Here is a 23,640-nt window from a genome sequence, read left to right on the forward strand (position 1 = left end):
CATGGCAGAAGTAAAAATCAGTAATTTAAATAAAATTTACCCGAATGGGGTTCAAGCTGTGTTTGACTTCAATTTAGACATCAAAGATGGTGAATTCATTGTTTTAGTTGGGCCATCTGGTTGTGGTAAATCAACAACATTAAGAATGATTGCAGGACTAGAAGAAATTACAAAAGGTAGTTTAATTATCGATCAAAAAGAAATGGCAAGTGTCGCTCCAAAAGACAGAGACATTGCGATGGTCTTTCAAAATTATGCACTTTATGCACACATGACCGTTTATCATAACATGGCATTCTCTTTAACATTAAGAAAAGAAAATTCCGATATTATCCATGAAAGAGTCATGGATGCAGCAACTCGTTTAGGGTTACTACCTTATTTAAATCGTAAACCAAGAGCTTTATCAGGTGGTCAAAGACAGCGTGTCGCATTAGGACGCGCAATTGTTAGAGATCCAAAAGTATTTTTATTAGATGAACCACTTTCGAACTTAGATGCTAAGTTAAGAGGTGTCATGAGAAAAGAATTAAAAGAATTACACGGTAAATTAGGCGTTACGATGATATATGTTACCCATGACCAAATCGAAGCATTAACACTTGCGGATCGAATTGTAGTAATGAAAGACGGGTACATTCAACAAGTAGGTACCCCTTCAGAACTATTTGACTTTCCTCACAATGTGTTTGTCGCTGGATTTCTAGGAACACCGCCAATGAATTTCTTTGATGGTGTGGTGACGAAAGATGGCTATTTCGTTATTGGTGAAGATAAAATCAAAATCTCTGATGTGAATATCATGAACCGACTTAAAGAAGAAAACCAACTGGACAAACCTATCATATTAGGAGTAAGACCAGAATTTATCGAAGTCAAGCGTAAGTGTTTAGATGAAACTTCTTTAGGCATTCACACGACCGTTGATTTATTTGAATTATTGGGTGCTCATAGCTTGTTACACGCTAAATTTAACAACCAAGCAATTATTTCCAAAATTGATTCTAGAGAAGAGTATAAAATTGGTGAGGAAGTAATCCTCAATTTTGATATAAACCAATCACATTTCTTTGACAAAAATACAACTGTTCGTATCAACATGGAGGTAAAGAATGGAAAATAAAACCATATTATCTAAAATAAAACTTAATTTAACGAGATGGTACGAGTATTCTAGACATCAAATACCAGTAATACTTACCGTATTAAGTTCTGTTATATTGACCTCAACAATGAGAACCCACATTCAGGCAATTACACCATTATTTTCAGCAGTTAGTGGGTTTTATATGTTCGTTGTCATGATGTTAGCAGTCTTGATAATGTTTACGGTATTCGCATTTGGTAAAACACAATCACCGATATCGTCTGTTGTGTTTAGTTTAGTCACTTTAGTTCAATTATTCGTTATTTTTCAATACATCAAATTGATTTCCTTTGAAACTACTACAGGTGTTATACGTAATGGTGTAAATCAAGTGGTAGAAAAAACGGCAACAATGAATCAATCAATTTTAATCATGGTTATATCTGGGGTATTATATGTAATTGCCAACGTTTTTGCATGGCTATATACGAATTATAAATATGTAAAGGTAGCTGAGTAAATTGTCTAAGAAACAAGAAGATCCAAAAGTATTAAGTCCATATCAAATCGACAAATTTTCAAAAATTCCACCCGGTATAAAAATCGGGTTTTTGAAGTTTTGGACTGGTGGCGCAGTATTCATGCTTGCATTTGCCACTTTGATGCCTAATTTTGATTCGCTCGATCGATACGTTATGTTGGTTTTATTACTGACTATAGCTGGTGAATATCTGATTCAAAATGTTATCAAGATGATGAATAATGATAAAAAACCAACCTTGCAGTATTTACAATATCGCACTGATAAACGATATTTATCAATTTGGTTATCACTTCTTTATCAGTTTATTGTTGTTCTTGTGATTTTTTTATTAACTGAATGGGTGATTGGACCGTATCATTTATCAATTGACTCATTACTGTTTGGAAAATCAAACTCAATTGGACCATTTACCTTTGGAATACTCTATTTCTTGATCGATTATCTCTGGATAAACCTGAGAAATATAGTCATATTAGCACAACATAAAAATAAAAAATAGGGAGATTTGTAATGTTTAAATGTATTTTTAAAAGTTCAAGAAGTTTTACATTCGAATTAGATAACAAAGATATTTACTATTCAAAAAATCCATTTGATGTCTTAGTAAATGATCAAGTCGTACTAAAAGAAGTTAAAACCAATGTGTTTTCGATTTATCATTTAGAACCAAAGACGACATATCGCGTGTCGGTTTTAGGTGAAAGTATTACATTTGAAACAGACATGGAGTCAACCTCACTAAATGTCAAAGACTTTGGCGCAATCGGTGATGGTATAAAAGAAGACACACAAGCCATTCAAATGGCGATCATGGCGGCACCAAAGCAGGCAAGAGTATTCATTCCTGAGGGCACTTATCTTACAGGCCCAATTTTCTTAAAGAGTGATTTATTACTTGAGCTTGATGAAAAAGCAACCTTGATTTATTTAACGGATCGAAACAAGTACCCTCAAATGCCATCGCATACCGTTTTTCATGACGGGACAAATTATGAGTTAGGCACGTGGGAAGGGACACCTGATAATCAATTTGCTTCAATGATTACAGGATTTAATGTTGAAAATACAAAAGTGATTGGACGAGGCGTCTTTGATGGCAATGCACAAAATGGTGACTGGTGGGAAAACCATCGTGTTAAACGTGGTGCATGGCGACCAAATGGCTTGTATCTAGCACATTCAAATAACGTTGGATTCCAAGGAATTACAGTAAAAAACACACCTTCTTGGAACCTACACCCATATTTTTCAAACAATTTAGATTTTATCGATATGGTGATTGAATCACCAAAAGAATCACCAAATACCGATGGTTGTGATCCTGAGTCGTGTAAAGATGTCAATATCATCGGTGTCAATTTTTCAGTTGGCGATGACTGTATTGCGTTAAAATCAGGTAAGTATGAGATGGGTAGAAAGTATAAAACGCCATGTGAAAATGTCTACATTAGAAACTGTATTATGCAGTTTGGTCATGGTGCGGTTGTTCTAGGCAGCGAGATGGCTGGTGGCATGAAAAATATATTTGTAACACAGTGTTACTTCAATCAAACCGACCGTGGTCTTCGTATTAAGACAAGACGTGGTAGAGGTAAAGATGCGATCATCGATGGTATTACATTTGAAAACATTTATATGAAAGATGTTTTAACACCGCTAGTGATGAATATGTATTATTTTTGTGATCCAGATGGGAAAACAGAATACGTTTGGAGTAAAGAAACACATCCAGTCGATGAACGTACACCTTACTTAGGTGAGTTTACATTTAAAGACATGGTGTGTGAAAATGCACACGTGTCCGCAGGTTTCTTTTACGGATTACCTGAACAGCCAATCAAAAAGATTTCGCTTGAAAATATCAAATTCACTTACTCTAATGAACCGATTGCGGATGTACCTGCTATGATGAGTTTCTTAGAACCTCGCATTAAGCAAGGTTTATATTTCAATCACGTGGATGAAGTTTTTGTAAAGAATGTCGATATCCAAGGTCATGATGGAAAAGCCGTTGAACTAATTAGTGTAAAACACAGCGATATTCAATTATAAATAAACAAGTATTTGATTATAACATAGCGTATGATATAATAGACGATGGGGAAATAGGAGGATTTATCAATGAAAAATGACGTACTTAAACGTATTACAGACGTTGGTGTCGTCGCTGTAGTTAGAGCAACTACCGCAGAAGAAGCATTTCAAATCGCTGAGGCATGCATTAAGGGCGGCCTACCAGCAATCGAACTTACTTTTACCGTACCAAACGCAGATCAAGTAATTAAAAAACTGGCTCAGACAATCGATCCTAAGGATTTAATTTTGGGTGCTGGTACAGTACTTGATGCAAAAACAACACAAATTGCGATCGATGCAGGTGCTAAATACATTGTAAGCCCTGGTTTCGATTTAGAAAGTGCACAACTTTGTCAAAAATTAGGTGTGCCATACATGCCAGGCTGTTTGACAATAACAGAAATGTTAACGGCTCAAAAAGCAGGGGCAGAAGTCGTTAAATTATTTCCAGGTAGTGCATTTGGCCCTGGGTATGTGAAAGCAGTTAAAGGACCATTACCTAACATTAACATCATGCCAACGGGCGGCGTTAGCTTAGATAACGTTGAACAATGGATAAAAAATGGTGTGGTTGCAGTTGGTGTTGGCGGTGAATTAACTGCACCAGCTAAAACGGGTGATTTTGAAGGCGTCACTGCTAATGCAAGAGCATTTGTTGAGGCGGTTAAGCGCGCGAGAAGCTAATGATTAACAAAACAAAGATATTAACTTTTGGTGAGATTATGCTAAGGCTAACCTCACCTGAGTATAATACCATTGAAGAAGCACATCATTTTATCGCAAACTACGGTGGCGGAGAGGCAAATGTTGCAGTCAGTTTATCACGTTTTGGGCACGATACTTACTTTATTTCACGATTACCTAATAATCAACTTGGTGATAGTGCCATTAAGCATCTAAAAGGCAATGGGGTAAACACATCGTTTGTTGATCGTGGTGGAAGTAATATTGGCATCTATTTTCTTGAAAGTGGCTTTGGTGGAAGACCATCCAAAGTGATCTATAACAGAAAATACGCCGCAATTACATCGATACATATTGAAAAATTTGATCTAAAAGAAATCTTTCAAGATGCAAAGTGGTTTCACTTTTCAGGTATAAATTTGGCTTTAGGTCAACAAGTTGTTGATGTACTTCTACAATTTCTAGAGGCTTGCAAACAATATGGTGTCACGGTCAGTTTTGATTGTAACTACAGAAAGACATTGTGGCAAGAGATTGATCCAAAACCATTTTATAAGAAAGTGATGCCATACGTTGATGTCTGTTTTACATCACCATTTGACGCAATTAATCTTTTTGGTATCACTTCAAGTGAAACGATAAAAGAAAAAATTGACACCGATTTGTTAACAAAATTGATGGATACCTATCAAATCAAGTATTTGTTTGGGACAAAAAGAACGATTTATACAGCGACCGATAATGCGCTTGGTGCCTACGTTATGACACTAAAAGAAACCCACGAGGTAAGCCCAATAAGGTTTAACATCTATGACCGTATTGGTGGTGGGGATGCATTTGCTGCAGGGATCATTCACGGTCTATTAAATAAAGAAGAGGATTTAGAGTTTGTCTTAAAATTTGGACTCGCAACCTCCGTATTAAAACATACCATTTGGGGAGACTCTTTAAATCTATACGAAAAAGATGTCCTTAATTACATGCAAAACGAAAGCGGGAAAGTCATCAGATGATTGTCGATCATATTAGTAATTTAGATAAATACGTCAGTTTGTCAAAAGAAATTCAAACCGTTGTTGATTATATAAAACAAACGAATTTGATTACGATTGAACCGGGTAAATATGACGTGGTTACAAATAGAGTTAAGTTGTTACGCGAGAATTATGTCGCTAGACCACAAGAGGAGTGCTTTTTTGAATCTCATCAACTATTTGGTGATATTCAACTAGTCTTAAAAGGTGAAGAATATTTTGGTTACATGCCAAAAGACACAACGTCTTTTAGGGTAACACATGAATATGATCAAGATAAAGACGTGTTAAAAGGTCAAGCAACCAGTGATTTCACAAGAGTATTGCTAACCGAAGGGATGTTTGCACTTGTTTTAAAAGACGAGTTACACATGCCTAAATTAGAAAATAAACCTAATACTGAAGTTATCAAAGCAGTATTTAAAATAAAGTTATCGGAGGGTAAATAGGATGAGTAAAGTTGTTACTTTAGGAGAAATCATGTTAAGATTATCTCCATCAGATAAAAATCGTTTTGTTCAAGCGGATAGTTTTGATGTGGTTTACGGTGGCGGTGAAGCCAACGTTGCGGTATCATTAGCTAATTATGGACACAACGCATATTTTGTTTCAAAACTACCAAAACATGAAATTGGTCAAAGTGCAGTAAATTCACTTAGAAAATTTGGTGTAAATACAGAATTTATCGTTAGGGGCGGTGAACGTGTTGGTATTTATTATTTAGAACATGGTGCATCAATGAGACCTTCAAAAGTGATTTATGATAGAGCCGATTCTGCTATTGCACTTGCAAAAGCAGATGAATTCGATTGGGACGCTATTTTTCAAGATGCAAAATGGTTCCATTTTTCAGGAATCACCCCTGCAATTTCAAAACAAGGGGCTGAAATAACTAAGCAAGCATGTATCGCTGCTAAGAAACATGGTGTGACAGTCTCAGTTGATTTGAATTATCGTAAGAAATTATGGACACCTGAACAAGCTCAAGCAGTAATGAAGGATTTAATGCAATACGTTGACGTATGCATTGGAAATGAAGAAGATGCTGAGCTAACCTTAGGATTTAAGCCAGGTGGCGATGTAACCAAAGGTGAACTAGATCACAAAGGTTACGAACGTATTTTCGAACAAATGCAAAAAGAATTTGGTTTTAAATACGTAGTGACAACACTTAGAGAATCACATTCAGCAAGTGATAACGGCTGGAGTGCGTTAATTTATAACGGTAATGAATTTTATTATTCAAAAAAATATGAAATCCGTATCGTTGATCGTGTCGGTGGTGGGGATTCATTCTCAGCAGGCTTGATTCACGGGTTATTAACAAAACCAACACAAGGTGAAGCACTTGAATTTGCAGTTGCTGCAAGTGCATTAAAACATACAATCTTTGGAGATTATAATTTAGTTGACGAAAAAGAAGTTGAAACGCTAGCCAAAGGAGACGGTTCTGGCCGCGTTCAACGTTAAAAATAATAGTAGAGGTGACTTATATGAAAGACAATCGTTCGGTTAATCGCATTTTATCCATTTTAGAACTAATATCAAAACACCCTGATGGGCTTACCTTGGGGGAAATCTATCGTACACTTGATATGCCAAAAGCAACGGCGTATGATTTTTTACAAACGCTTTATAAGGCAGATGCCATCTATTATAAAGATCCGTTTAGAAAAACGTATGTTATTGGCTCAAAAATGTATGCGATTGGCTCTGTCTATACAAAGAATTCAAACTTCATTACAACATCTGCACCATTGTTAAAAGAGTTTTCAGATGAACATGGCTGCAATTCATTTGTGACGAAGCGTATTGGTAATGACAAGATTGTTTTTGTACACACTTATCAGTCACCAAATAGCCAAATCGTTTCACCAATGGACGTTGGAACCGTTTATAACAGTTTCTTAGACACTCACATTGGTAGATGCTATGCGGCATTTGATAAAAAGATACAACCAAGTATTAAACTAAATGAAGAAGAGGTTACCGAAATACTAAATCAAGGCTATGTAATGGAATTATCAGGTGACTTAAATCACGTTGTTAACATAGCCATACCGATTTATAACTTTGAAAACAGATGCTGTGGCGTTGTTTCTTATGCCGCATTACATACATCAGCAGAAGATACAAACAAACTGGCGAAACACTTTTTAGAAGTTGGTGATTTGATTTCAAGACGTTTGGGTTATTTAGGTGAATACTGTGACTATTAAGATCGGTGTAAGAGGACATGATATGGGGAAAAATACCCCAGAAGGTCTATATAATGATCTCGTTAGTTATGGTTTTGATGGCATTCAATTGGTATTAAATAAAGCACTAATTGATAACCCACAACTCGAAGAAAATACGTTAAAAAAAGTGGCTGAAGGCTTTAAAAGCGATAAAAAAATAATGTTATTGGGCAGTTATTTTAACCCAATTCACTCAGATAAGCAAAAAGTGGCTGAAGGCTTAGAACGTTTTTCAACCCAATTAAAATACGCGCATTTGTTTGATTGTGAATTTGTTGCAAGTGAAACGGGCTCTTTTAACGATGATCAGTGGACTTATCATCCAAACAACCATAAAAAAGAAACCATTGATTACGTAACCTCAGTGTTTAAATCCTTGGTAACTATAGCAGAACAATACAATAAGACTGTTTTGATTGAAGCCGCTTATGGTCATGTAGCCTATAGTCCTAGCGTGCTTAATGACATGATTAGAACCATTAATTCTTCAAATGTAGGCGCAATCATTGATGTCTACAATTTATTAAATATTTCAAATTATCACCAACATGTTGACTTACTTAAAGAAGCACTGTTGTTGATGAAAGATAAAATTAAAGTGTTCCACTTAAAAGATTTTATCGTAGAAAATGACAAATTAGTCCAAGTAGGGTTAGGTAAAGGCCTCATGAAGTATCATGAAATATTACCACTAATGGTTAAATCCAACCCAGATGCTTACTATGTCTTTGAAGGGGTAAAAAAAGAAGACCTACAAAGTAGCTTGGCGTTTATACGAAGCATCCTAAAAAATTAAGGAGGAAACAAAAATGAAAATCGATGTACGTTATGCGAATCATCCAGAAGATTCAAAGTATTATGACACAGAGGAGTTAAGAGAAAAATACCTAATTGAAGAGGTATTTAGTAAAGATGATATCTTACTGACTTACTCACACCAAGATCGTATTATTGCCGGTGGTATTCTACCAGTCGATAAAGAGTTATTATTAGGCGCACCAAAAGAATTGGCATCCACTTATTTCTTAGAAAGAAGAGAATTAGGTGCAATTAACGTTGGTGGTCCAGGTTATATCCTAATTGATGGTGTTAGACAAGAAATGGCTGAAAAAGACGGTATTTACTTGGGTAAGGGTGTAAAAGAAGTTGTTTTTGGATCAGTTGACCCTAAAAATCCAGCTAAATTTTACATGAACAGTGCACCAGCACATACCACTTATCCAAACAAACATATCCCATTTTCAATCACTAATCCTAGAGCTGTTGGTGATGAAAAACAAATGAATAAGCGTGTCATCTATCAATATCTAAATCCGGCGGTTCTAACCACTTGTCAACTACAAATGGGAATGACTGTATTGGCCGAAGGCTCTTCATGGAATACGATGCCATGTCACACGCATGAACGACGTATGGAAGTGTATTTCTACTTCAATTTTGATGAAAATCAACGTGTTTTCCATTTTATGGGACAACCACAAGAAACCAGACATATCGTCATGGCACCGGAACAAGCGGTAATTTCACCTAGCTGGAGTATTCATACGGGTGTGGGGACAATCAATTATACATTTATTTGGGGTATGTGTGGTGAAAACCAAGCATACGACGATATGGACTTTGTATTAACTAAAGACTTAAAATAAGGAGATAAGGGTAATGAGTATATTAGATAAATTTAGCTTAAAAGGAAAAGTAGCCATTGTCACAGGTGCCTCTACAGGCCTAGGACAAGGGATGTGTTATGGACTAGCTGAAGCAGGTGCGGATGTTGTCGGTGTTGATTATGTTGCAATGCCAGAAACTAAAGCAACCGTTGAAGCAATGGGTAAAAAATTCCATGGCATTCAAATGGATTTAATTAAAGCATCAAAAGACGATTTAGTAAACTTAGTAAAAGAAGCAGTGACTGTATTTGGTCATGTGGACATTTTAGTAAATAACGCTGGTATCATCAAAAGAGAAGATGCATTAGAGTTTTCTGAAAAAAATTGGGACGATGTTATGAACATCAACTCAAGAACTGTCTTTTTCTTATCACAGGCAGCAGCAAATCAATTTGTAGCTCAAAAAACTGGCGGTAAAATCATTAGTGTGGCTTCAATGTTATCTTACCAAGGTGGCATTAGAGTACCTTCATACACAGCCTCAAAATCCGCTGTTAAGGGGATTACGATGGCAATGGCAAACGAATGGGCGAAATACAACATCAACGTCAATGCGATTGCACCAGGTTATATGGCAACGAATAACACACAACAATTAAGAGACGATGAAAACAGAGCAGGTCAAATCTTAGAACGTATTCCTGCTGCTCGTTGGGGACTACCTTCGGACATGATGGGAACCATTGTTTTCTTAGCAAGTGAAGCATCTAGCTACATCAACGGATTTACAATTGCAGTTGATGGTGGATGGTTAGCAAGATAAATTAACTTAAAGGCACAATTTTGTGCCTTTTTTCTTGCAATCATGAATGATATTTCATATAATAAAACTGCTTATGGGACCCATAAGGGCCTAAAAAGGAGAAAAAAATGAAAGAAAAAAAAGTAGTAGACATGATCTTAATGTCTTCATTCTCAGCGATCGTTATTATGCTAGCGCTCGTGCCGAACATTGGCTACATCACATTTATTCCTGGATTTGCATCGCTAACGATCATACACATTCCAGTAATCATCGGTTTAATGGTATTAGGTTTTAAACAATCGGTTGGATTGTTCACCTTATTTGGTGTCACTTCATTTGTGGTTGCACTATGGCGACCAGGTGGCCCGGTGGATTACGCATTTCAAAACCCGCTGATTTCAATTCTTCCTCGCGTGATTGTCGGCTTTATTTCTTATGGTGCAATGGTATTCTTAAAGAAACTAATGACCATCAAGACGTATGGTAGCACATTGATTTTTATGACGGTTTCCTTAGTGACCGTATTGTTCTTATATTTTGCCGGCAGGGGATTATCCTTACAACTTGGTTGGAATCTAAATGTGGTTACACCCATTATGTTGGTTATTTCTGTCCTTGTCATCGGTGTGTATTACTTTCAGATTGAAAAACGTAAAGACGAAGAAATCGTCTATGTTCCAGCAACCTTTATCTTATCATCGATGATTCATAGTCTAATTGTCCTCACATTTCTTGCCACCATTACGGTTAAGCTACCTGTCTACGATGATTCTCAAAACATCATTCAAATGGTCTCTCAAACCGTACCAGAGTACTTTGGAACCACAGGCTCTGCACTCATTTATGGTTCACTTGGAACAAGTAGCTTAATTGAGGCATTACTTGCAGTTATCATAGGGACACCAATTGTTATTGCATTAAAAAACTATCAGAAAAGAGATATTTAATTATGGATTTATTATTTGATGTTGGCAACACTGAGGTAAAAATTAGTATTGCATCAAACTCAAAGATACTTAAGAAGTACCGCTTAATCACAGACAGTAAGCTATCAAGTGATGCCTACTATTTTCAAATGAAACCTTTTATCGAAGAGTATTCATTTGATCGTGTCGCGATTTCAAGTGTCGTCCCATCGATTACTAAAGCGCTTAAGGAAATATCATCACAATATCTTAATATCGTGCCTTTAATTGTTGGTCCTGGCATCAAAACTGGCGTCAATGTAAAGACCGATTACCCAAAAGAAGTTGGTGCGGATTTGATTTGTGCTTCTGCAGGCATTAATACGAAAGAAAGACCTGCATTAATCGTTGACTTAGGAACCGCAACCAAATACATTTACGTTGAAAACAATACGATTAAAGGGGTTGTCATTAGTCCGGGTGTCATGATTTCGATGAAAGCACTCGTCCAAAATACCGCATTACTTCCTCAAATTGATATCGAAGTCCCTTCTAAAGTGTTAGGTACAAATACGATAACTTGCATGCAATCAGGCGTAACCTATGGTGTTGCCGCACAAGTTGATGGTTTAATTAGACGCATCAAAAAAGAAGTGAATAAAGACTTTGATGTTATTTTAACGGGTGGTTTATCAGTGATAATTACGCCACTTTTGGAAGAAAAAGTGGTTCAAAACGATCATTTGGTACTGACTGGTTTACTTAATATCTTAGATCGAAATTTCATCAAATAGTGCAAAAAAGGGACATGCTTTGATAAAAACATGAAACCCTTTTTTTTATGATTTAATGCCGTTTTACCTTTAAAATACGGCTGTTATGTTGTATAATATTCATTTGTAGGAGGACTTTTAGCATGGATTATTTAAAAACTTACCAAACTTGGTTAGAAGAACCCAGTTTATCAAAAGAAATGAAAGACACAATGGCTTTAATGAGCCAAAAAGATATTGAAGACTCTTTTTATAAGGATTTATCATTTGGGACCGCTGGTGCGCGTGGCGTTATGGGTCCTGGAACAAACCGTTTAAATGAATATACCATTAAGAAAATTGCTAAGGGTTATGCCCTGTATCTCTTGGAAATCAAGGGCGCCAAAGAAAAAGGTGTCGCTATTTCATACGATAACCGCATAAATTCAAGATATTTCGCTTTAATTTCAGCTGGGGTACTAGCGAGTTACGGCATTAAATCTTATATAACGAATGAATTAAGACCAACACCATTTTTGTCATTCCTTGTGCGTACAAAAAAAGCTGCTGGTGGCATTATGATCACTGCCTCACACAATCCAAAGACAGATAATGGTTTTAAGGCGTATGACGAAGAAGGTTGCCAACTTGTCCCTAAACTAGCCGAAAAACTGGTTGACAAAGTGAATCAGGTGATTACGTATTTCGATATTGACTCGATGACTGACTCACCTCTAATTGAATACATTCACGATGAGTTAGATCAAATCTACTTAGACAATGTAAAAGCAATTTCGTTAGAGAACCCAAGTAATAAGGATGCAAAAATAGTTTATTCACCACTTCATGGTACAGGTGCGACTTTGATACCTAATTTACTAAAGCAAACAGGTTATCAAGTATACCCGCTTCAGTCACAAATGATCATTGATGGTGAGTTTTCTAACACAAAATCATCGAACCCTGAAGAGAAAAAAGCATACGAAGCATCCATCGCTTATGCAAAAGAAATTGATGCTGACATGGTGGTATTAACGGACCCTGATGCCGATCGTCTTGGTGTGGTTGTGAAACACAAGAACGACTATGTTTATTTAAATGGCAATCAAACCGCGTCATTAACCATGGAATACATCTTAAATCGCAAACAAGAACAAAAAAAACTACCAAACGATGGCTACGTATTTTCGACAAACGTTTCGACACCTCTAATGTCTCACATCGCTAAGTTTTATGGTGTTACGATGATTACGACGCTCACTGGATTTAAGTTCATTGGTGAAAAGGCCAAAGAAATTGAGACAACCGGCACGTATTTATTCGGTTGTGAAGAATCATACGGCAGTCTCATATCAGATTTTGTTAGAGACAAAGACGCCGTTCAAGCGGTCTTCATGCTTTCTGAGATGTTAAATTATTACCTTGAAAAAAACATGACGCTAATTGATCAGCTTGAATTACTCTATCAACGACATGGTTACATCATTGAAGAAACCATTCAACTCAGTCTAGCTGGTAAAGAAGGACAAGAAAAAATCGAATCAATTATGAGCAGGTTTAGAAAGCATCCATTAGCCATTAAGAATAAAGAACTCATTCAGATTGACGATAACTTAACTCAAAAATCATGGACAAAAATAGGGATTAATGACATTGAACTACCAATATCCAATGTCATTAAGTTCATCTTTAGAGACAACTCATGGGTGGTCTTTAGACCGAGTGGAACTGAGCCAAAGTTGAAAATATATTTTTCAGTCAATGGCAAAGAAAAAGAACAAGCAGAAAATACTCTATTAACCTATAAAGAAACGGTTATGGGGTTAATCAACTAAAAAAAAGGGGGATTTATCCATGTATCAAATCAACAGACAACGTGTAATTGAACAAATGAATGATCATTCATTTGCAGTCTTTTTTTCAGGTATTGCGCCTCAAAAAAGTGCAGATCAAACCTACCCATTTGAGGTAAACCGTAATTTTTATTACCTGACGGGCATTAATCAAGAAAACGTCATTTTAGTATTACTAAAAGGCGAAGGAAACGTTCAAGAGATTTTATTTTTAGAACCAATTGACCCAGTTCAAGCCTTATGGGTCGGTGAGGGGTTAACTAAAGAAAAAGCAACGAATCTTTCAGGCATTAAAACGATACTTGATCGAAACCAATTCGATGGTATGATTTCTAGGTATTTAACGGATTCAAGAGCCGCTATCTTTGGGGAGCTTAAATATTTATATGTTGATTTAGAACGCAGAGATTTAAATCAATTGCCTTCACCAAGTAATCAATTTGCTGGACGCATGCAAAAACAGTACCCAAATCTTATCATTTCGAACATTCATTTGGTTTTATCACGTCTTAGAAGTGTTAAACACGCGATTGAAATCAAACACATGCAAGAAGCAGTTGATATTACAAAAGACGCGATTGAGTCCTTGATGCTAAATGCAAAAGCAGGTATGAAAGAATATCAATTAGAAGCTCATTATAACTTTCATTTGAACTATCATGGCGTTAAACCATCTTTTACAACCATCGCTGCAAGCGGCAAAAATGCAACCGTTCTTCATTATGAACATAACAATGACACTCTAAAAGATGGTGATTTAATACTATTTGATCTTGGTGTTTATAAAGACTTTTACTGTTCAGATATTTCAAGAACATTCCCTGTCAATGGTAAATTTACAAAAAGACAGCGAGAAATTTATGAAATTGTCTTAGAAGCGAACAAAAAATCGATTGAGATTTTAAAACCTGGACTAACCAATAAAGAGTTTAATGATTTTGGAAGACGGTGTTTAATCGATGGACTAAAACGTATTGGTAAAATCAAAGAAGATCAAGAGATAAACCAATATTATTATCACAGTCTTGGCCATTTCTTGGGTATCGACGTTCATGACGTTGGTGATTATTCAAGACCATTTGAAGAAAATCAAGTCGTTACTGTTGAACCTGGCCTATATATTGCAGATGAAAATATAGGGATTCGAATTGAAGATAACATTTTAATTACCCAAAATGGTCCAGTTAATCTCTCAAAAGCAATCATCAAAGAAGTCGATGATATCGAAGCATTCATGAAAAACCGAAAAAACTAACTGATTGAACTTCTAGAAATTTTTCTAGAAGTTTTTTTTTTGTTTAAAAGTAATTCACATAGAAATAGAGTAGTTATTAAACAAAGGAGGATTTTAAGGATGAAAAAATGGTATTGTATTTTATTGTTGTTGGTACTCTATACAATAACAACCAAAGAATTACTTTCAAATAGTGATTATGAAAACTATCAAGAAATCACGATACACGAAGGGAAGTTTTTGACAAATTTCAGTAAAAAAGAATATGAAACCTACTACAAGAAAGTTAAAAAGCGAAAGTTTTCAGGGTGGAATATTCATAAGGTCACAGAAAATGCGGGTGTTAGTTATAAAGCAGAAACGGTCTTTTCGTATTACAATGATGGAACAACACCGATTGAGTATACCTATGAGTACGAAAAAAAGGAATCGAGTAACATCAACATAACCTCAACGGGTTCAATTTCAATTTCTGCCTCAGGGACAATTAAAAAGTTTAAAGGCGGTCTTGACACATCACTGAAGTTGACTTATGAAGATAAAAACAGTCTAAGTGAAAAAGAAACATGGAAGATTAAACTTCAAGTCGATCCAGGGACAATGGCAAACCTTTATACGTATGGTGAAGGAAAAATATCAAATGGTGTGGCGGCGAGGTATCTTTTTTGGATATTGGTGGATAAAGGTGGTTATGAAATATTTACAGTAACCACACAATATTACCGACTAGAGAAGGTTCAAATATGAAGAAAATCTTGACCCCAGTGATTATGCTATTGATCGTATTGATGCTGCTCATAAACTATAAAGCAACCATCAAGCCCAATCAATCACTTGCAATTAGCCAAAAAACACGATATTCAGTGATGCAAAATGAGACATTCACACTCGAAGTCGATCTCTTTTTTAATCAAGAAAACCTACTCATGAATAAAGAAGCCATCGAGTATTTGTATATAGCCGATCAAAATCAAACAAAGAAAATTGTCACAAGCACATTTGAAATTTCCTATTTAGCCAAACGGAATTTCATTGGACAATCCTTCAAAAAGTATCGATTTAGTTTGTCTTTTAAGGATTTAAGTAACGACTTCCACATAAATGAAAGCTATCTAACGATCGTGCTAAAAAATGACGAGGTCTATCATTTTTACATCGGACAAGTCAGTTTTCTATCGAATCAACGTAATGAAAATGAATCACACTTATACGTAAAAGATTTATATGGCTTAAATGATGACTCAAACGAACAATCACTAAGTGAGGTCGTAATTACGATAGATCCCAAGGAAGCAATCACGATCAAGAAAATCACTTTGAATCATTTTGATTGGATTGAACCTAACGAAGTAATCACAACTGAAAAAACATTCCATATCAAAGTAAACCCAAGCGACCTAATCTATCAGCGTTCTGCCATAAGAATAGAGTATGTACACCAAGGGAATACCTATAGTTCTTCAATTGATGGCTTCTTATTTTTTGATTTTAAGGCAAAAAGTGAGACCTTAGGTGAGGTAAACACAATTTATGAGCTTAATTAGTCTCGATAACGTCGGCAAATCGTTTAAAAATCAAGTTGTCATAAACCAACTAAATTTGACCATAGATCAAGGTGAACTTATGTTGCTTATCGGTAAGAATGGCTCTGGAAAATCAACACTTTTAAAACTGATTGCAGGAATCATCCCATTGACAAATGGAAATATTATCAGGCAATTTGTGCGTCATAGTTACTTGCCAGAAAAAATCGAAATGCCGTTATTTATCAATGCCTTTGACTACATAAAGACCATTCACGAAATCAACCAAACAATGATGGATAGTCGACTCATTGAACGGTTGAATTTAAACCTTGAAAAAGGGATTCATCAATTATCCAAGGGAAATCAAAAACGAATCATGGTCTATCTTTGTTTTTCACATCAGGCGGAGCTTATCTTACTAGATGAACCATTTGATGGTTTAGATGATGAAACTCAAGATGAACTTATTTTACTGATTAAAGAGTACCAAAAAAAGGGACAACGTTTATCGTCTCAACACATGAACCAGAAAAATTCAAAGATAGTCAAGTTAGGGTGATCCATTTTGATGCCATGGGTTAAGTATCATCTTCTAATCATCAACAAAAAAAGACATAATTTGCTTATCATCGTTGTTTGCTTACTCCTTGTAATTGCATTGTTTTATCTGGCAAATGGATTTGAATCGGTTATCGAACGTGCGTTAAATCAAAAAGCTTACTTGATTAATTATACGAATGAAAGTTTTGAATTGCTTCGATTATTCATCGTAATAATGACGCTTTTTATGAGTAAAGAAGTTGTTTTGATTGAAGACTATCTAATCCGGTCACTAACAAAGAAACGTGCTTATTTTATGTACCAACATTTAACGATCTTGGGATTTTACTCGGTGATTTGTATCATCTTTTATTTGTTATTTCAACTTGTAGGGTACACACTTTATTCACAGTGGCTCATCAATATGAACTTTCTATCAAGACTAATAACAAATGCTTGGTTAATTCATTGTTTTGTGTTACTATTTACTAGTAGAAGTAATCATTTATTTGTCAGTCTGGTATTGATGATGGGCTATTTTTTGTTAATGAGATTATTTGAACTGAATCATTGGATTGTTCTAATCATTCGTTTTATCCTACCATTAGAAGCACTTGATGCGCCATTTACAAATCAAGTCCATGCCTATTTAGTTATCTTGTTGTATTTGTTTTTCGTGTTTTTAAGACAAACAAAAGAAATATGATAAAAAAACTTGACATCAGTCTAAAAATTGATTATAATACATAAGGAATTGAAAATAGTGGAAAGAAGAAGTACCTACTTCTCGCCTGATCAATCATTTGGTAGGCAAAATGTCACGTTAATTAATCAAACAATTGACGTTATAAGTGGGTACGAAATGTACGCACTTTTTCTTTTTATTAAACTTACAAATGGAGGTGAGGCATATTAAGCAGCCAACAAGAGGCAATAATACGAACAACAAAGACAATGCTTTAGTAAACGAAGGAATCACAGCAAGAGAATTACTTGTTATTGATGACCAAGGCGAAAAGCTAGGAATTATAAAATTACAACAAGCATTAAAAGAAGCGAGAGATCGTGAATTAGACTTAGTTGTTGTATCACCAGATTCTAAACCAGTCGTTGCTAAAATCATGAACTATTCTAAATTCAGATATGATCAACAACGCAAATTAAGAGAACAAAAGAAGAATCAACACGTGGTGGATATCAAAGAGATTAGACTGTCACCAACCATTGGTCAACACGACATTGAGACCAAGGCAAACCAAGCAATGAAATTCATTGAAAAAGGTGATAAAGTTAAAATCACTCTACGTTTTAGAGGTCGTATGATCGTTCATAGTCAACAAGGCTATGCAGTGGTTAACGGATTCATCGAAAAACTTGGTGATACAATTGTGATTGAATCACCAGCAAAAATGGAAGGTCGTCAATTAATCGCGACGATTGCTCCAAAAGCAAAATAATTAATTTTAAGGAGACCAATAATTATGCCAAAACAAAAAACACACAGTGGCTTAAAGAAGAGAATCAAAGTTACAGGTACTGGTAAACTTCAAAGAGGCCACGCTTATTCAAATCACTTAGCATCAAGCAAAACAACAAAACAAAATAGACAATTAAGAGGCGAAACAGGTGTTCATAAATCGGACTACAAACGTATCAAACAACTGATTTCAGGCTTAAAGTAGGGGGAATAGAACATGCCAAGAGTTAAAAACGGAAAAGTGACACGTGCACGTCGTAAAAAAATATTAAAATTAGCTAAAGGTTACTTTGGTTCAAAACGCACATTATTCAGAACAGCTAACGAACAAGTTATGCGTTCATTAAACTATGCTTATAGAGATAGAAAGCAAAAGAAGAGAAATTTTAGAAAACTATGGATCAGCCGTATTAATGCAGCTGCAAAATTAAACAACTACAAATACTCACTATTAATTAGTGGTTTAGCAAAAGCTGGACTTGAAATCAACCGCAAAATGTTAGCTGACTTAGCTGTGACAGACATGGATGCATTCAAAGCATTAATCGAAGTTGCTAAAAAAGGCAATGCCGGTGAAATGAAAGCTGCTGCAAAAGTGGAAACTAAAAAAGCACCAGCTAAAAAAGTTGAAAAAGAAGTAACTAGAGAAGAAGTTCAAGCAGACTTAGAAGCTTTAACGGTTGCACAATTGAAAGAAATTGCAAGTCAATTAGAGTTAACTGGTGTCTCTGCTTTAAAGAAAGCGGATTTAATCGAAGCTATTTTAGACGCTCAAGCAAAATAACACTTAAGAAGAATGGACATCCCATTCTTTTTTTTGTATAATTTTAATTACTAGTGAGGTGTTTTATGTCAAGAAGACTTTGGATTGCATTAATTCTATCAATCTTAATAATTATTGGCGTTTTTGTTGCCTCCACGTTACTAACGAATTCAGACGCGGTGGTCTACAGTTTAGTCAGTAGTATTTTTTTCTTATACGTATCAATCTATTTATTTGGTGGTCTAGCTAAATTGATCATCTTCTTTGTTTACGGATTTTCTTCTGTAATCGTTTTGAGGATGACACCACCTGATTACGACGTCATCGTCATTTTTGTTACCACATTGATATTTATGCTAAATCCACTCTCAGGGTTTGAACACTACTTGACGGATCGATTAGCAGATAATGAAATTGAACCCATAAGAATCAAAGTTAAGGGGATCTATGAACCTTATTATGCTTATCGCAAAGAAATGAAAAACTATTATCATTTACCTCAAACAAGAAAACTTTACGTAAAGCCATGGTATAAAACCTCAAGACAATTGACCTCAATCGCCATCTTTGGAATTATCGTTTTCTTATTACTTTACACAACAAACGATATTTTCGACTTAAAGGTGATTCGAATTGAAAACATATTATCCCTTTACGTCATAACAATCTTGTATATCATGTTGATATTTATCCATAAAAAAGGATTTACAACGATGTTAAGAGCATTGAGAATTTCGATATTTGTCCCCATGCTTTATTTGGTTTATTCAACCGATGAAGTCACTGGTATTATCCAGTTTGGGCTTTTCATAGCAATTATTCTATTTGGTATTACAATGATTGTCTACGAAGTGATTACCTATTATACAAGGGTATCGTATCAATCCTATAAGTACGAGGATGCAAACAGACAAGAAAGAGTCTTTGCTAACGCCTTATATGAACCGTTTGTTTATAATGATTCTTATACAGAGATTGCCAATTATGGTATCGAAATCTCTTTAAATGAATTTGAAGAACATTTTAAAGAAATACTGATCTACGCAAACCTACATCGTTTTTTTATTACTGCTTACACGCATGACAAAAAGTACATCCATATTTTTGCAGAGTTTAATAAGAAACAAGAAAAACGACAAGACAAATTTCAATTATTTTTATCGTCACTATTTAAAACCCATGTTGGTTTGAGACAATTGAGTGACTTGGCAAAAAAATTCTATGAACAACGCTTTTTTCACAACACAGAATACATTGTTGCTCGAGCGTTAGGATTAGCTCATTTGTTAAATGAACTTGAAATAAAAACCGAAGTGATTGTTAGTTTTGTATTTTACTTTAACCAGAAAAAAGAAGTTAATCAGTTTTCAAGAAAATACCCTTCTTTTCGATTAAGTGAGATCGAAGAAAAAGGGATGATTGCTGTTCAAACTAATATCAAGTGTATTAATTTTGATTACATCATTGAAAACAACGTAAGAGATGTTTTACTAGAAGCTATGGTACATAAGGGCACTTTTGTGCGTATTATGTTGTATTATTAAAATAAGAGAAAGAAAGGATGTTACATTAAGATAATGTAACAAGCGTATGAAATGATAAAAAAAGCAGTAATACCAGCCGCAGGGTATGGAACTAGATTTTTACCTGCAACAAAAGCATTAGCTAAAGAAATGTTTCCAATTATTGATACTCCAACAATTCAATACATCGTTGAAGAAGCCATTGAATCAGGGATTGAAGAAATATTGATTATTGTTTCTGCAAACAAGAATGCTATCATGGATCACTTTGATAGAAACTTAGAATTGGAAGGCATTTTAAAAGAAAAGAACAAGCATGTAGAATTAAAAATAATTCAAGACGTATCGAATCTTGCAAATATTCACTACATCAGACAAAAAGAACAGCTCGGCCTTGGTCATGCCGTTTTGTGTGCAAAAGCATTCATAGGGAATGAACCTTTTGCACTATTATTGGGCGATGATTTATACGTCGGCAATGAAAAACCAGTGTTAAAACAATTAATCGATGTGCACAATAAGTACAATGGCAGTATCTTAGGGACACTCTTAGTAAAACCATCAGAAACATCAAAATATGGTATTTGTGATCCAGTATCTGTGGAAGAACCACGAGTAAGTATGCTAAAAAGTGTCGTGGAAAAACCAAAAACAGAAGACGCACCGTCACTTTCAGCCATCGGGGGTAGATATATCCTTTCACCAAAGATTTTTAAATACTTAGAAACACAAAACAGAGGTGCGGGTAATGAGATTCAATTAACGGATGCAATCAAGCGTATGATGGCTGAGGAAAATGTCTATTCTTACGATATTGACGGCCTTAGATACGACATTGGTTCAAGAATCGGATACATCGAAGCAACACTTGATTTCAGTTTAAAAAGAGATGATTTAAAACAACAAGTTGTTGAATTACTTCAAAAGAAAATTAAAGAAATCGAAAACTTGTAAGTGGCTTTATCATTTGACAGTCTTAACGAGTAGTGATAAAATGAAAGTGCCTAGAAGGTAAGCTGTGAACCCAACCATCCGAAACGGGAATTGAGTGCATACGGGGTTGAATGCCTTTAAATTAAGGAATCACAAAGTATGTAAAGATTTTACCCACTCTACAATATTTTCGTTCAACACAACTTTCTAGGTAAATTCGATATTAAAGCCTCTTTCGAGGCTTTTTCTATGAAAACACTTTTATTTAAAAATAATTGAGAAAAACATTATGATTAAATATATAAGTGTGGTATATTATTAAAGGTATTAAAAAAGAATAGAGGTAAAAAATTGATTACATTCAAAGAATTAGATTTACAAGAGGATATTCTAAAAGCCTTAGAAAAATTAGGTTTCGAACATCCAACAGACATCCAAGCACAGTCCATCCCTGTGATTAAACAAGGAAAAGACATGATTGGTCAAGCTCAAACCGGCACAGGTAAGACATTCTCATTTGCCATTCCTATCATCGAAAAAATCGACATCAGTAAACCAAACGTACAAGCATTGATCTTGTGCCCTACAAGAGAGTTATCTCTTCAAGTTTACTCTGAAGTCTTAAAATTAATAAGATTCTCTAAACAAATTAGAGTAACGGTGATTTATGGCGGACAGTCTATTGACAGACAAATTAAGAGTTTAAGAGAACGTCCACAAATTATCATCGGTACACCAGGTCGTATCATCGATCACATGAATAGAAAAACACTCGATTTTTCTAACTTAGAAACGTTAGTAATGGATGAAGCTGACGAAATGCTTAAGATGGGTTTCCAAGAAGATTTAGAAACCATCTTAAAAGACACACCTGAAACAAGACAATCTGTGTTGTTTTCAGCAACCGTGCCACCATTTATTAAGAATGTGGCAAGTAAATACCAAAAGAATCCAGTTCACATTAAGGTAGAAGCTAAAACATTAACGGTTGAAAAGATTAAACAAGTTTATTATGAAGTGAAAAAAGAGTATAAGGATGATTTACTCATTCGCTTACTTGATTTTTATCATTTTAGATCCATCATTATTTTCGCTAATACTAAAAAAGCGGTCGATGACCTTGTGTCTTACTTGCAAAATTTAGGTTACAATGCGGATGGCTTACATGGGGACTTAAAACAAATTCAAAGAGACCGTGTAATGAATTCATTTAGAAGTAACCAAGTCAACATTCTAGTTGCAACAGACGTTGCGGCAAGAGGACTTGACATTGACGACGTTGAAGCAATCTTTAACTATGATATTCCGCAAGAATTGGAAGTTTATGTACACAGAATCGGACGTACAGGTCGTGCGGGTCGTAATGGTTATGCAATTACGTTCTCAAATGCTTGGAACAGAAGACGTGTAAGAGAATTAGAAAACTTCACAAAATCACCAATGGAATTAAAAGAAATTCCTTCAATTGATGATATTCATGCGGTTCGTGTTAAAGGCATTTACAATCAAATTGTTGACATGATTAACCAAAAACGTACAAATAAGTATGAGATGGTCATTCAAAAGCTTTTAGCCGACGGTTATGACGGGATTGATATCATCAATGCCTTAATGACATTAAACGTTGATGATCAAAATAAAGAATACCGTGAGATTCCAGCTGAACGTCGTGAACGTAGAGACTATAGTGATCGCAGTTCAAGTTCATTTGATCGCAGAGATCGCGGTCCAAGAAATAGTGATCGTCCTTCAAGAGGTAATGGTGAGCGTAGAGAGTCACGTGAGGATCGTCCACAACGTGGCGGTAGAAACGATAAAGTACTATTTACGATCAATATTGGTCAACAAGAACAAATTAGACCAGTTAATTTAATTGATTTATTTAGAAAAGAAGCAGACTTATATGCAACGAATGTCGGCGACATTAAAATTGCAAAACAAGATTCGACTTTCGAACTAAGTAAGCAATCCACAAACCGTATCTTACTATTAAATGGTAAAACCTACAAAGGTAAAACCATTAAAGTTAAACGTATCGACTAATTTGAAAACCAGAG

The 23,640-nt window shown here is 35.2% G+C and carries 26 protein-coding genes, 1 pseudogene and 1 other annotated feature; all 27 genes and pseudogenes read left to right on the forward strand.

What is annotated here, in order from left to right; genetic code table 11:
• Position 1 precedes the first annotated feature (1 nt).
• Complete coding sequence (locus BN853_RS04320; protein ID WP_030004731.1) at positions 2-1,123, forward strand: ABC transporter ATP-binding protein; 1,122 nt, start codon at positions 2-4, stop codon at positions 1,121-1,123.
• Positions 1,113-1,607 carry a hypothetical protein gene (locus tag BN853_RS04325; protein WP_030004732.1) on the forward strand — a complete coding sequence of 165 codons (495 nt, stop codon included), beginning with the start codon at positions 1,113-1,115 and terminating at the stop codon, positions 1,605-1,607. Before BN853_RS04320 ends, BN853_RS04325 begins: the two co-directional genes overlap by 11 nt.
• A 1-nt stretch (position 1,608) precedes the next feature.
• Complete coding sequence (locus BN853_RS04330) at positions 1,609-2,130, forward strand: hypothetical protein (protein ID WP_030004733.1); 522 nt, start codon at positions 1,609-1,611, stop codon at positions 2,128-2,130.
• Between the two features lie 11 nt (positions 2,131-2,141).
• Positions 2,142-3,683, forward strand: a complete 1,542-nt coding sequence (locus tag BN853_RS04335; protein WP_030004734.1) for a glycoside hydrolase family 28 protein — start codon at positions 2,142-2,144, stop codon at positions 3,681-3,683.
• A gap of 69 nt (positions 3,684-3,752) precedes the next feature.
• On the forward strand, positions 3,753-4,391 hold the full coding sequence (locus BN853_RS04340) for a bifunctional 2-keto-4-hydroxyglutarate aldolase/2-keto-3-deoxy-6-phosphogluconate aldolase (RefSeq protein WP_030004735.1): 639 nt from the start codon (positions 3,753-3,755) through the stop codon (positions 4,389-4,391).
• Positions 4,391-5,404 (forward strand): sugar kinase, encoded by a 1,014-nt coding sequence (locus BN853_RS04345; RefSeq protein WP_030004736.1) that lies wholly within the window; start codon positions 4,391-4,393, stop codon positions 5,402-5,404. Before BN853_RS04340 ends, BN853_RS04345 begins: the two co-directional genes overlap by 1 nt.
• Positions 5,401-5,874 carry a NanQ anomerase/TabA/YiaL family protein gene (locus BN853_RS04350; protein ID WP_030004737.1) on the forward strand — a complete coding sequence of 158 codons (474 nt, stop codon included), beginning with the start codon at positions 5,401-5,403 and terminating at the stop codon, positions 5,872-5,874. Before BN853_RS04345 ends, BN853_RS04350 begins: the two co-directional genes overlap by 4 nt.
• 1 nt (position 5,875) lies before the next feature.
• Entirely contained in the window at positions 5,876-6,895 is a 1,020-nt protein-coding gene (locus tag BN853_RS04355; RefSeq protein ID WP_030004738.1) for a sugar kinase, read from the forward strand.
• 23 nt (positions 6,896-6,918) lie between these two features.
• Positions 6,919-7,644, forward strand: a complete 726-nt coding sequence (locus BN853_RS04360) for an IclR family transcriptional regulator (RefSeq protein WP_030004739.1) — start codon at positions 6,919-6,921, stop codon at positions 7,642-7,644.
• Positions 7,634-8,461, forward strand: a complete 828-nt coding sequence (locus BN853_RS04365; RefSeq protein WP_052591238.1) for a sugar phosphate isomerase/epimerase family protein — start codon at positions 7,634-7,636, stop codon at positions 8,459-8,461. Before BN853_RS04360 ends, BN853_RS04365 begins: the two co-directional genes overlap by 11 nt.
• Before the next feature lie 13 nt (positions 8,462-8,474).
• Positions 8,475-9,311, forward strand: coding sequence for a 5-dehydro-4-deoxy-D-glucuronate isomerase (gene kduI, locus BN853_RS04370; protein ID WP_030004741.1), 837 nt, complete (start codon positions 8,475-8,477; stop codon positions 9,309-9,311).
• Positions 9,312-9,324: 13 nt separating this feature from the next.
• Positions 9,325-10,095, forward strand: a complete 771-nt coding sequence (gene kduD, locus BN853_RS04375; RefSeq protein WP_030004742.1) for a 2-dehydro-3-deoxy-D-gluconate 5-dehydrogenase KduD — start codon at positions 9,325-9,327, stop codon at positions 10,093-10,095.
• A 107-nt stretch (positions 10,096-10,202) separates the two neighbouring features.
• A complete protein-coding gene (locus tag BN853_RS04380; protein ID WP_030004743.1) occupies positions 10,203-11,024 on the forward strand; it encodes a hypothetical protein in 822 nt (273 codons plus the stop codon).
• Positions 11,025-11,026: 2 nt separating this feature from the next.
• Positions 11,027-11,776, forward strand: coding sequence for a type III pantothenate kinase (locus BN853_RS04385; RefSeq protein WP_030004744.1), 750 nt, complete (start codon positions 11,027-11,029; stop codon positions 11,774-11,776).
• Positions 11,777-11,898: 122 nt separating this feature from the next.
• Positions 11,899-13,569 (forward strand): phospho-sugar mutase, encoded by a 1,671-nt coding sequence (locus BN853_RS04390; RefSeq protein ID WP_030004745.1) that lies wholly within the window; start codon positions 11,899-11,901, stop codon positions 13,567-13,569.
• 19 nt (positions 13,570-13,588) lie between these two features.
• Entirely contained in the window at positions 13,589-14,842 is a 1,254-nt protein-coding gene (locus tag BN853_RS04395) for an aminopeptidase P family protein (RefSeq protein WP_030004746.1), read from the forward strand.
• Positions 14,843-14,941: 99 nt separating this feature from the next.
• Positions 14,942-15,568: a hypothetical protein gene (locus BN853_RS04400; RefSeq protein ID WP_030004747.1), complete on the forward strand. Its 627-nt coding sequence runs from the start codon at positions 14,942-14,944 to the stop codon at positions 15,566-15,568.
• Positions 15,565-16,365, forward strand: a complete 801-nt coding sequence (locus tag BN853_RS04405) for a hypothetical protein (protein ID WP_030004748.1) — start codon at positions 15,565-15,567, stop codon at positions 16,363-16,365. The genes BN853_RS04400 and BN853_RS04405 overlap by 4 nt, the downstream gene beginning before the upstream one ends.
• On the forward strand, positions 16,352-16,906 hold the full coding sequence (locus BN853_RS04410; protein WP_030004749.1) for an ATP-binding cassette domain-containing protein: 555 nt from the start codon (positions 16,352-16,354) through the stop codon (positions 16,904-16,906). The genes BN853_RS04405 and BN853_RS04410 overlap by 14 nt, the downstream gene beginning before the upstream one ends.
• Before the next feature lie 6 nt (positions 16,907-16,912).
• On the forward strand, positions 16,913-17,593 hold the full coding sequence (locus BN853_RS04415) for a hypothetical protein (protein WP_157869933.1): 681 nt from the start codon (positions 16,913-16,915) through the stop codon (positions 17,591-17,593).
• A 56-nt stretch (positions 17,594-17,649) separates the two neighbouring features.
• Positions 17,650-17,773, forward strand: a sequence feature (ribosomal protein L20 leader region).
• The gene (gene infC / locus BN853_RS04420; protein ID WP_231857064.1) at positions 17,739-18,344 is read left to right on the forward strand and encodes a translation initiation factor IF-3; all 606 of its coding nucleotides are present in this window, start codon (positions 17,739-17,741) and stop codon (positions 18,342-18,344) included. (Overlaps the previous feature by 35 nt.)
• Before the next feature lie 24 nt (positions 18,345-18,368).
• Positions 18,369-18,569, forward strand: coding sequence for a 50S ribosomal protein L35 (rpmI, locus tag BN853_RS04425; RefSeq protein ID WP_030004752.1), 201 nt, complete (start codon positions 18,369-18,371; stop codon positions 18,567-18,569).
• Positions 18,570-18,581: 12 nt separating this feature from the next.
• Positions 18,582-18,926, forward strand: a pseudogene (gene rplT / locus BN853_RS09085) (50S ribosomal protein L20); the annotation flags it as partial.
• A 15-nt stretch (positions 18,927-18,941) separates the two neighbouring features.
• On the forward strand, positions 18,942-19,148 hold the full coding sequence (locus BN853_RS09090; protein ID WP_231857109.1) for a Rho termination factor N-terminal domain-containing protein: 207 nt from the start codon (positions 18,942-18,944) through the stop codon (positions 19,146-19,148).
• 65 nt (positions 19,149-19,213) lie between these two features.
• On the forward strand, positions 19,214-20,671 hold the full coding sequence (locus tag BN853_RS04435) for a hypothetical protein (RefSeq protein WP_030004754.1): 1,458 nt from the start codon (positions 19,214-19,216) through the stop codon (positions 20,669-20,671).
• 51 nt (positions 20,672-20,722) lie between these two features.
• Entirely contained in the window at positions 20,723-21,604 is an 882-nt protein-coding gene (galU, locus tag BN853_RS04440; RefSeq protein ID WP_030004755.1) for a UTP--glucose-1-phosphate uridylyltransferase GalU, read from the forward strand.
• Positions 21,605-21,934: 330 nt separating this feature from the next.
• On the forward strand, positions 21,935-23,626 hold the full coding sequence (locus BN853_RS04445) for a DEAD/DEAH box helicase (protein ID WP_030004756.1): 1,692 nt from the start codon (positions 21,935-21,937) through the stop codon (positions 23,624-23,626).
• Positions 23,627-23,640: the final 14 nt, after the last annotated feature.

The sequence above is a fragment of the Paracholeplasma brassicae genome, from assembly GCF_000967915.1.
Classification (GTDB): Bacteria; Bacillota_I; Bacilli_A; order Acholeplasmatales; family UBA5453; genus Paracholeplasma; species Paracholeplasma brassicae.

Excerpts from the sequence above, each read along its gene's own strand:
- BN853_RS04340 (WP_030004735.1), top strand. The coding sequence starts at position 3,753 with ATGAAAAATGACGTACTTAAACGTATTACAGACGTTGGTGTCGTCGCT.
- BN853_RS04360 (WP_030004739.1), top strand. The coding sequence starts at position 6,919 with ATGAAAGACAATCGTTCGGTTAATCGCATTTTATCCATTTTAGAACTA.
- BN853_RS04410 (WP_030004749.1), top strand. The coding sequence starts at position 16,352 with ATGAGCTTAATTAGTCTCGATAACGTCGGCAAATCGTTTAAAAATCAA.
- BN853_RS04390 (WP_030004745.1), top strand. The coding sequence starts at position 11,899 with ATGGATTATTTAAAAACTTACCAAACTTGGTTAGAAGAACCCAGTTTA.
- BN853_RS04385 (WP_030004744.1), top strand. The coding sequence starts at position 11,027 with ATGGATTTATTATTTGATGTTGGCAACACTGAGGTAAAAATTAGTATT.
- BN853_RS04380 (WP_030004743.1), top strand. The coding sequence starts at position 10,203 with ATGAAAGAAAAAAAAGTAGTAGACATGATCTTAATGTCTTCATTCTCA.
- BN853_RS04435 (WP_030004754.1), top strand. The coding sequence starts at position 19,214 with ATGTCAAGAAGACTTTGGATTGCATTAATTCTATCAATCTTAATAATT.
- BN853_RS04400 (WP_030004747.1), top strand. The coding sequence starts at position 14,942 with ATGAAAAAATGGTATTGTATTTTATTGTTGTTGGTACTCTATACAATA.
- BN853_RS04335 (WP_030004734.1), top strand. The coding sequence starts at position 2,142 with ATGTTTAAATGTATTTTTAAAAGTTCAAGAAGTTTTACATTCGAATTA.
- galU (WP_030004755.1), top strand. The coding sequence starts at position 20,723 with ATGATAAAAAAAGCAGTAATACCAGCCGCAGGGTATGGAACTAGATTT.
- rpmI (WP_030004752.1), top strand. The coding sequence starts at position 18,369 with ATGCCAAAACAAAAAACACACAGTGGCTTAAAGAAGAGAATCAAAGTT.
- BN853_RS04320 (WP_030004731.1), top strand. The coding sequence starts at position 2 with ATGGCAGAAGTAAAAATCAGTAATTTAAATAAAATTTACCCGAATGGG.
- BN853_RS04350 (WP_030004737.1), top strand. The coding sequence starts at position 5,401 with ATGATTGTCGATCATATTAGTAATTTAGATAAATACGTCAGTTTGTCA.
- BN853_RS04355 (WP_030004738.1), top strand. The coding sequence starts at position 5,876 with ATGAGTAAAGTTGTTACTTTAGGAGAAATCATGTTAAGATTATCTCCA.
- BN853_RS04395 (WP_030004746.1), top strand. The coding sequence starts at position 13,589 with ATGTATCAAATCAACAGACAACGTGTAATTGAACAAATGAATGATCAT.
- kduD (WP_030004742.1), top strand. The coding sequence starts at position 9,325 with ATGAGTATATTAGATAAATTTAGCTTAAAAGGAAAAGTAGCCATTGTC.
- BN853_RS09090 (WP_231857109.1), top strand. The coding sequence starts at position 18,942 with ATGAAAGCTGCTGCAAAAGTGGAAACTAAAAAAGCACCAGCTAAAAAA.
- BN853_RS04405 (WP_030004748.1), top strand. The coding sequence starts at position 15,565 with ATGAAGAAAATCTTGACCCCAGTGATTATGCTATTGATCGTATTGATG.
- BN853_RS04345 (WP_030004736.1), top strand. The coding sequence starts at position 4,391 with ATGATTAACAAAACAAAGATATTAACTTTTGGTGAGATTATGCTAAGG.
- kduI (WP_030004741.1), top strand. The coding sequence starts at position 8,475 with ATGAAAATCGATGTACGTTATGCGAATCATCCAGAAGATTCAAAGTAT.
- BN853_RS04325 (WP_030004732.1), top strand. The coding sequence starts at position 1,113 with ATGGAAAATAAAACCATATTATCTAAAATAAAACTTAATTTAACGAGA.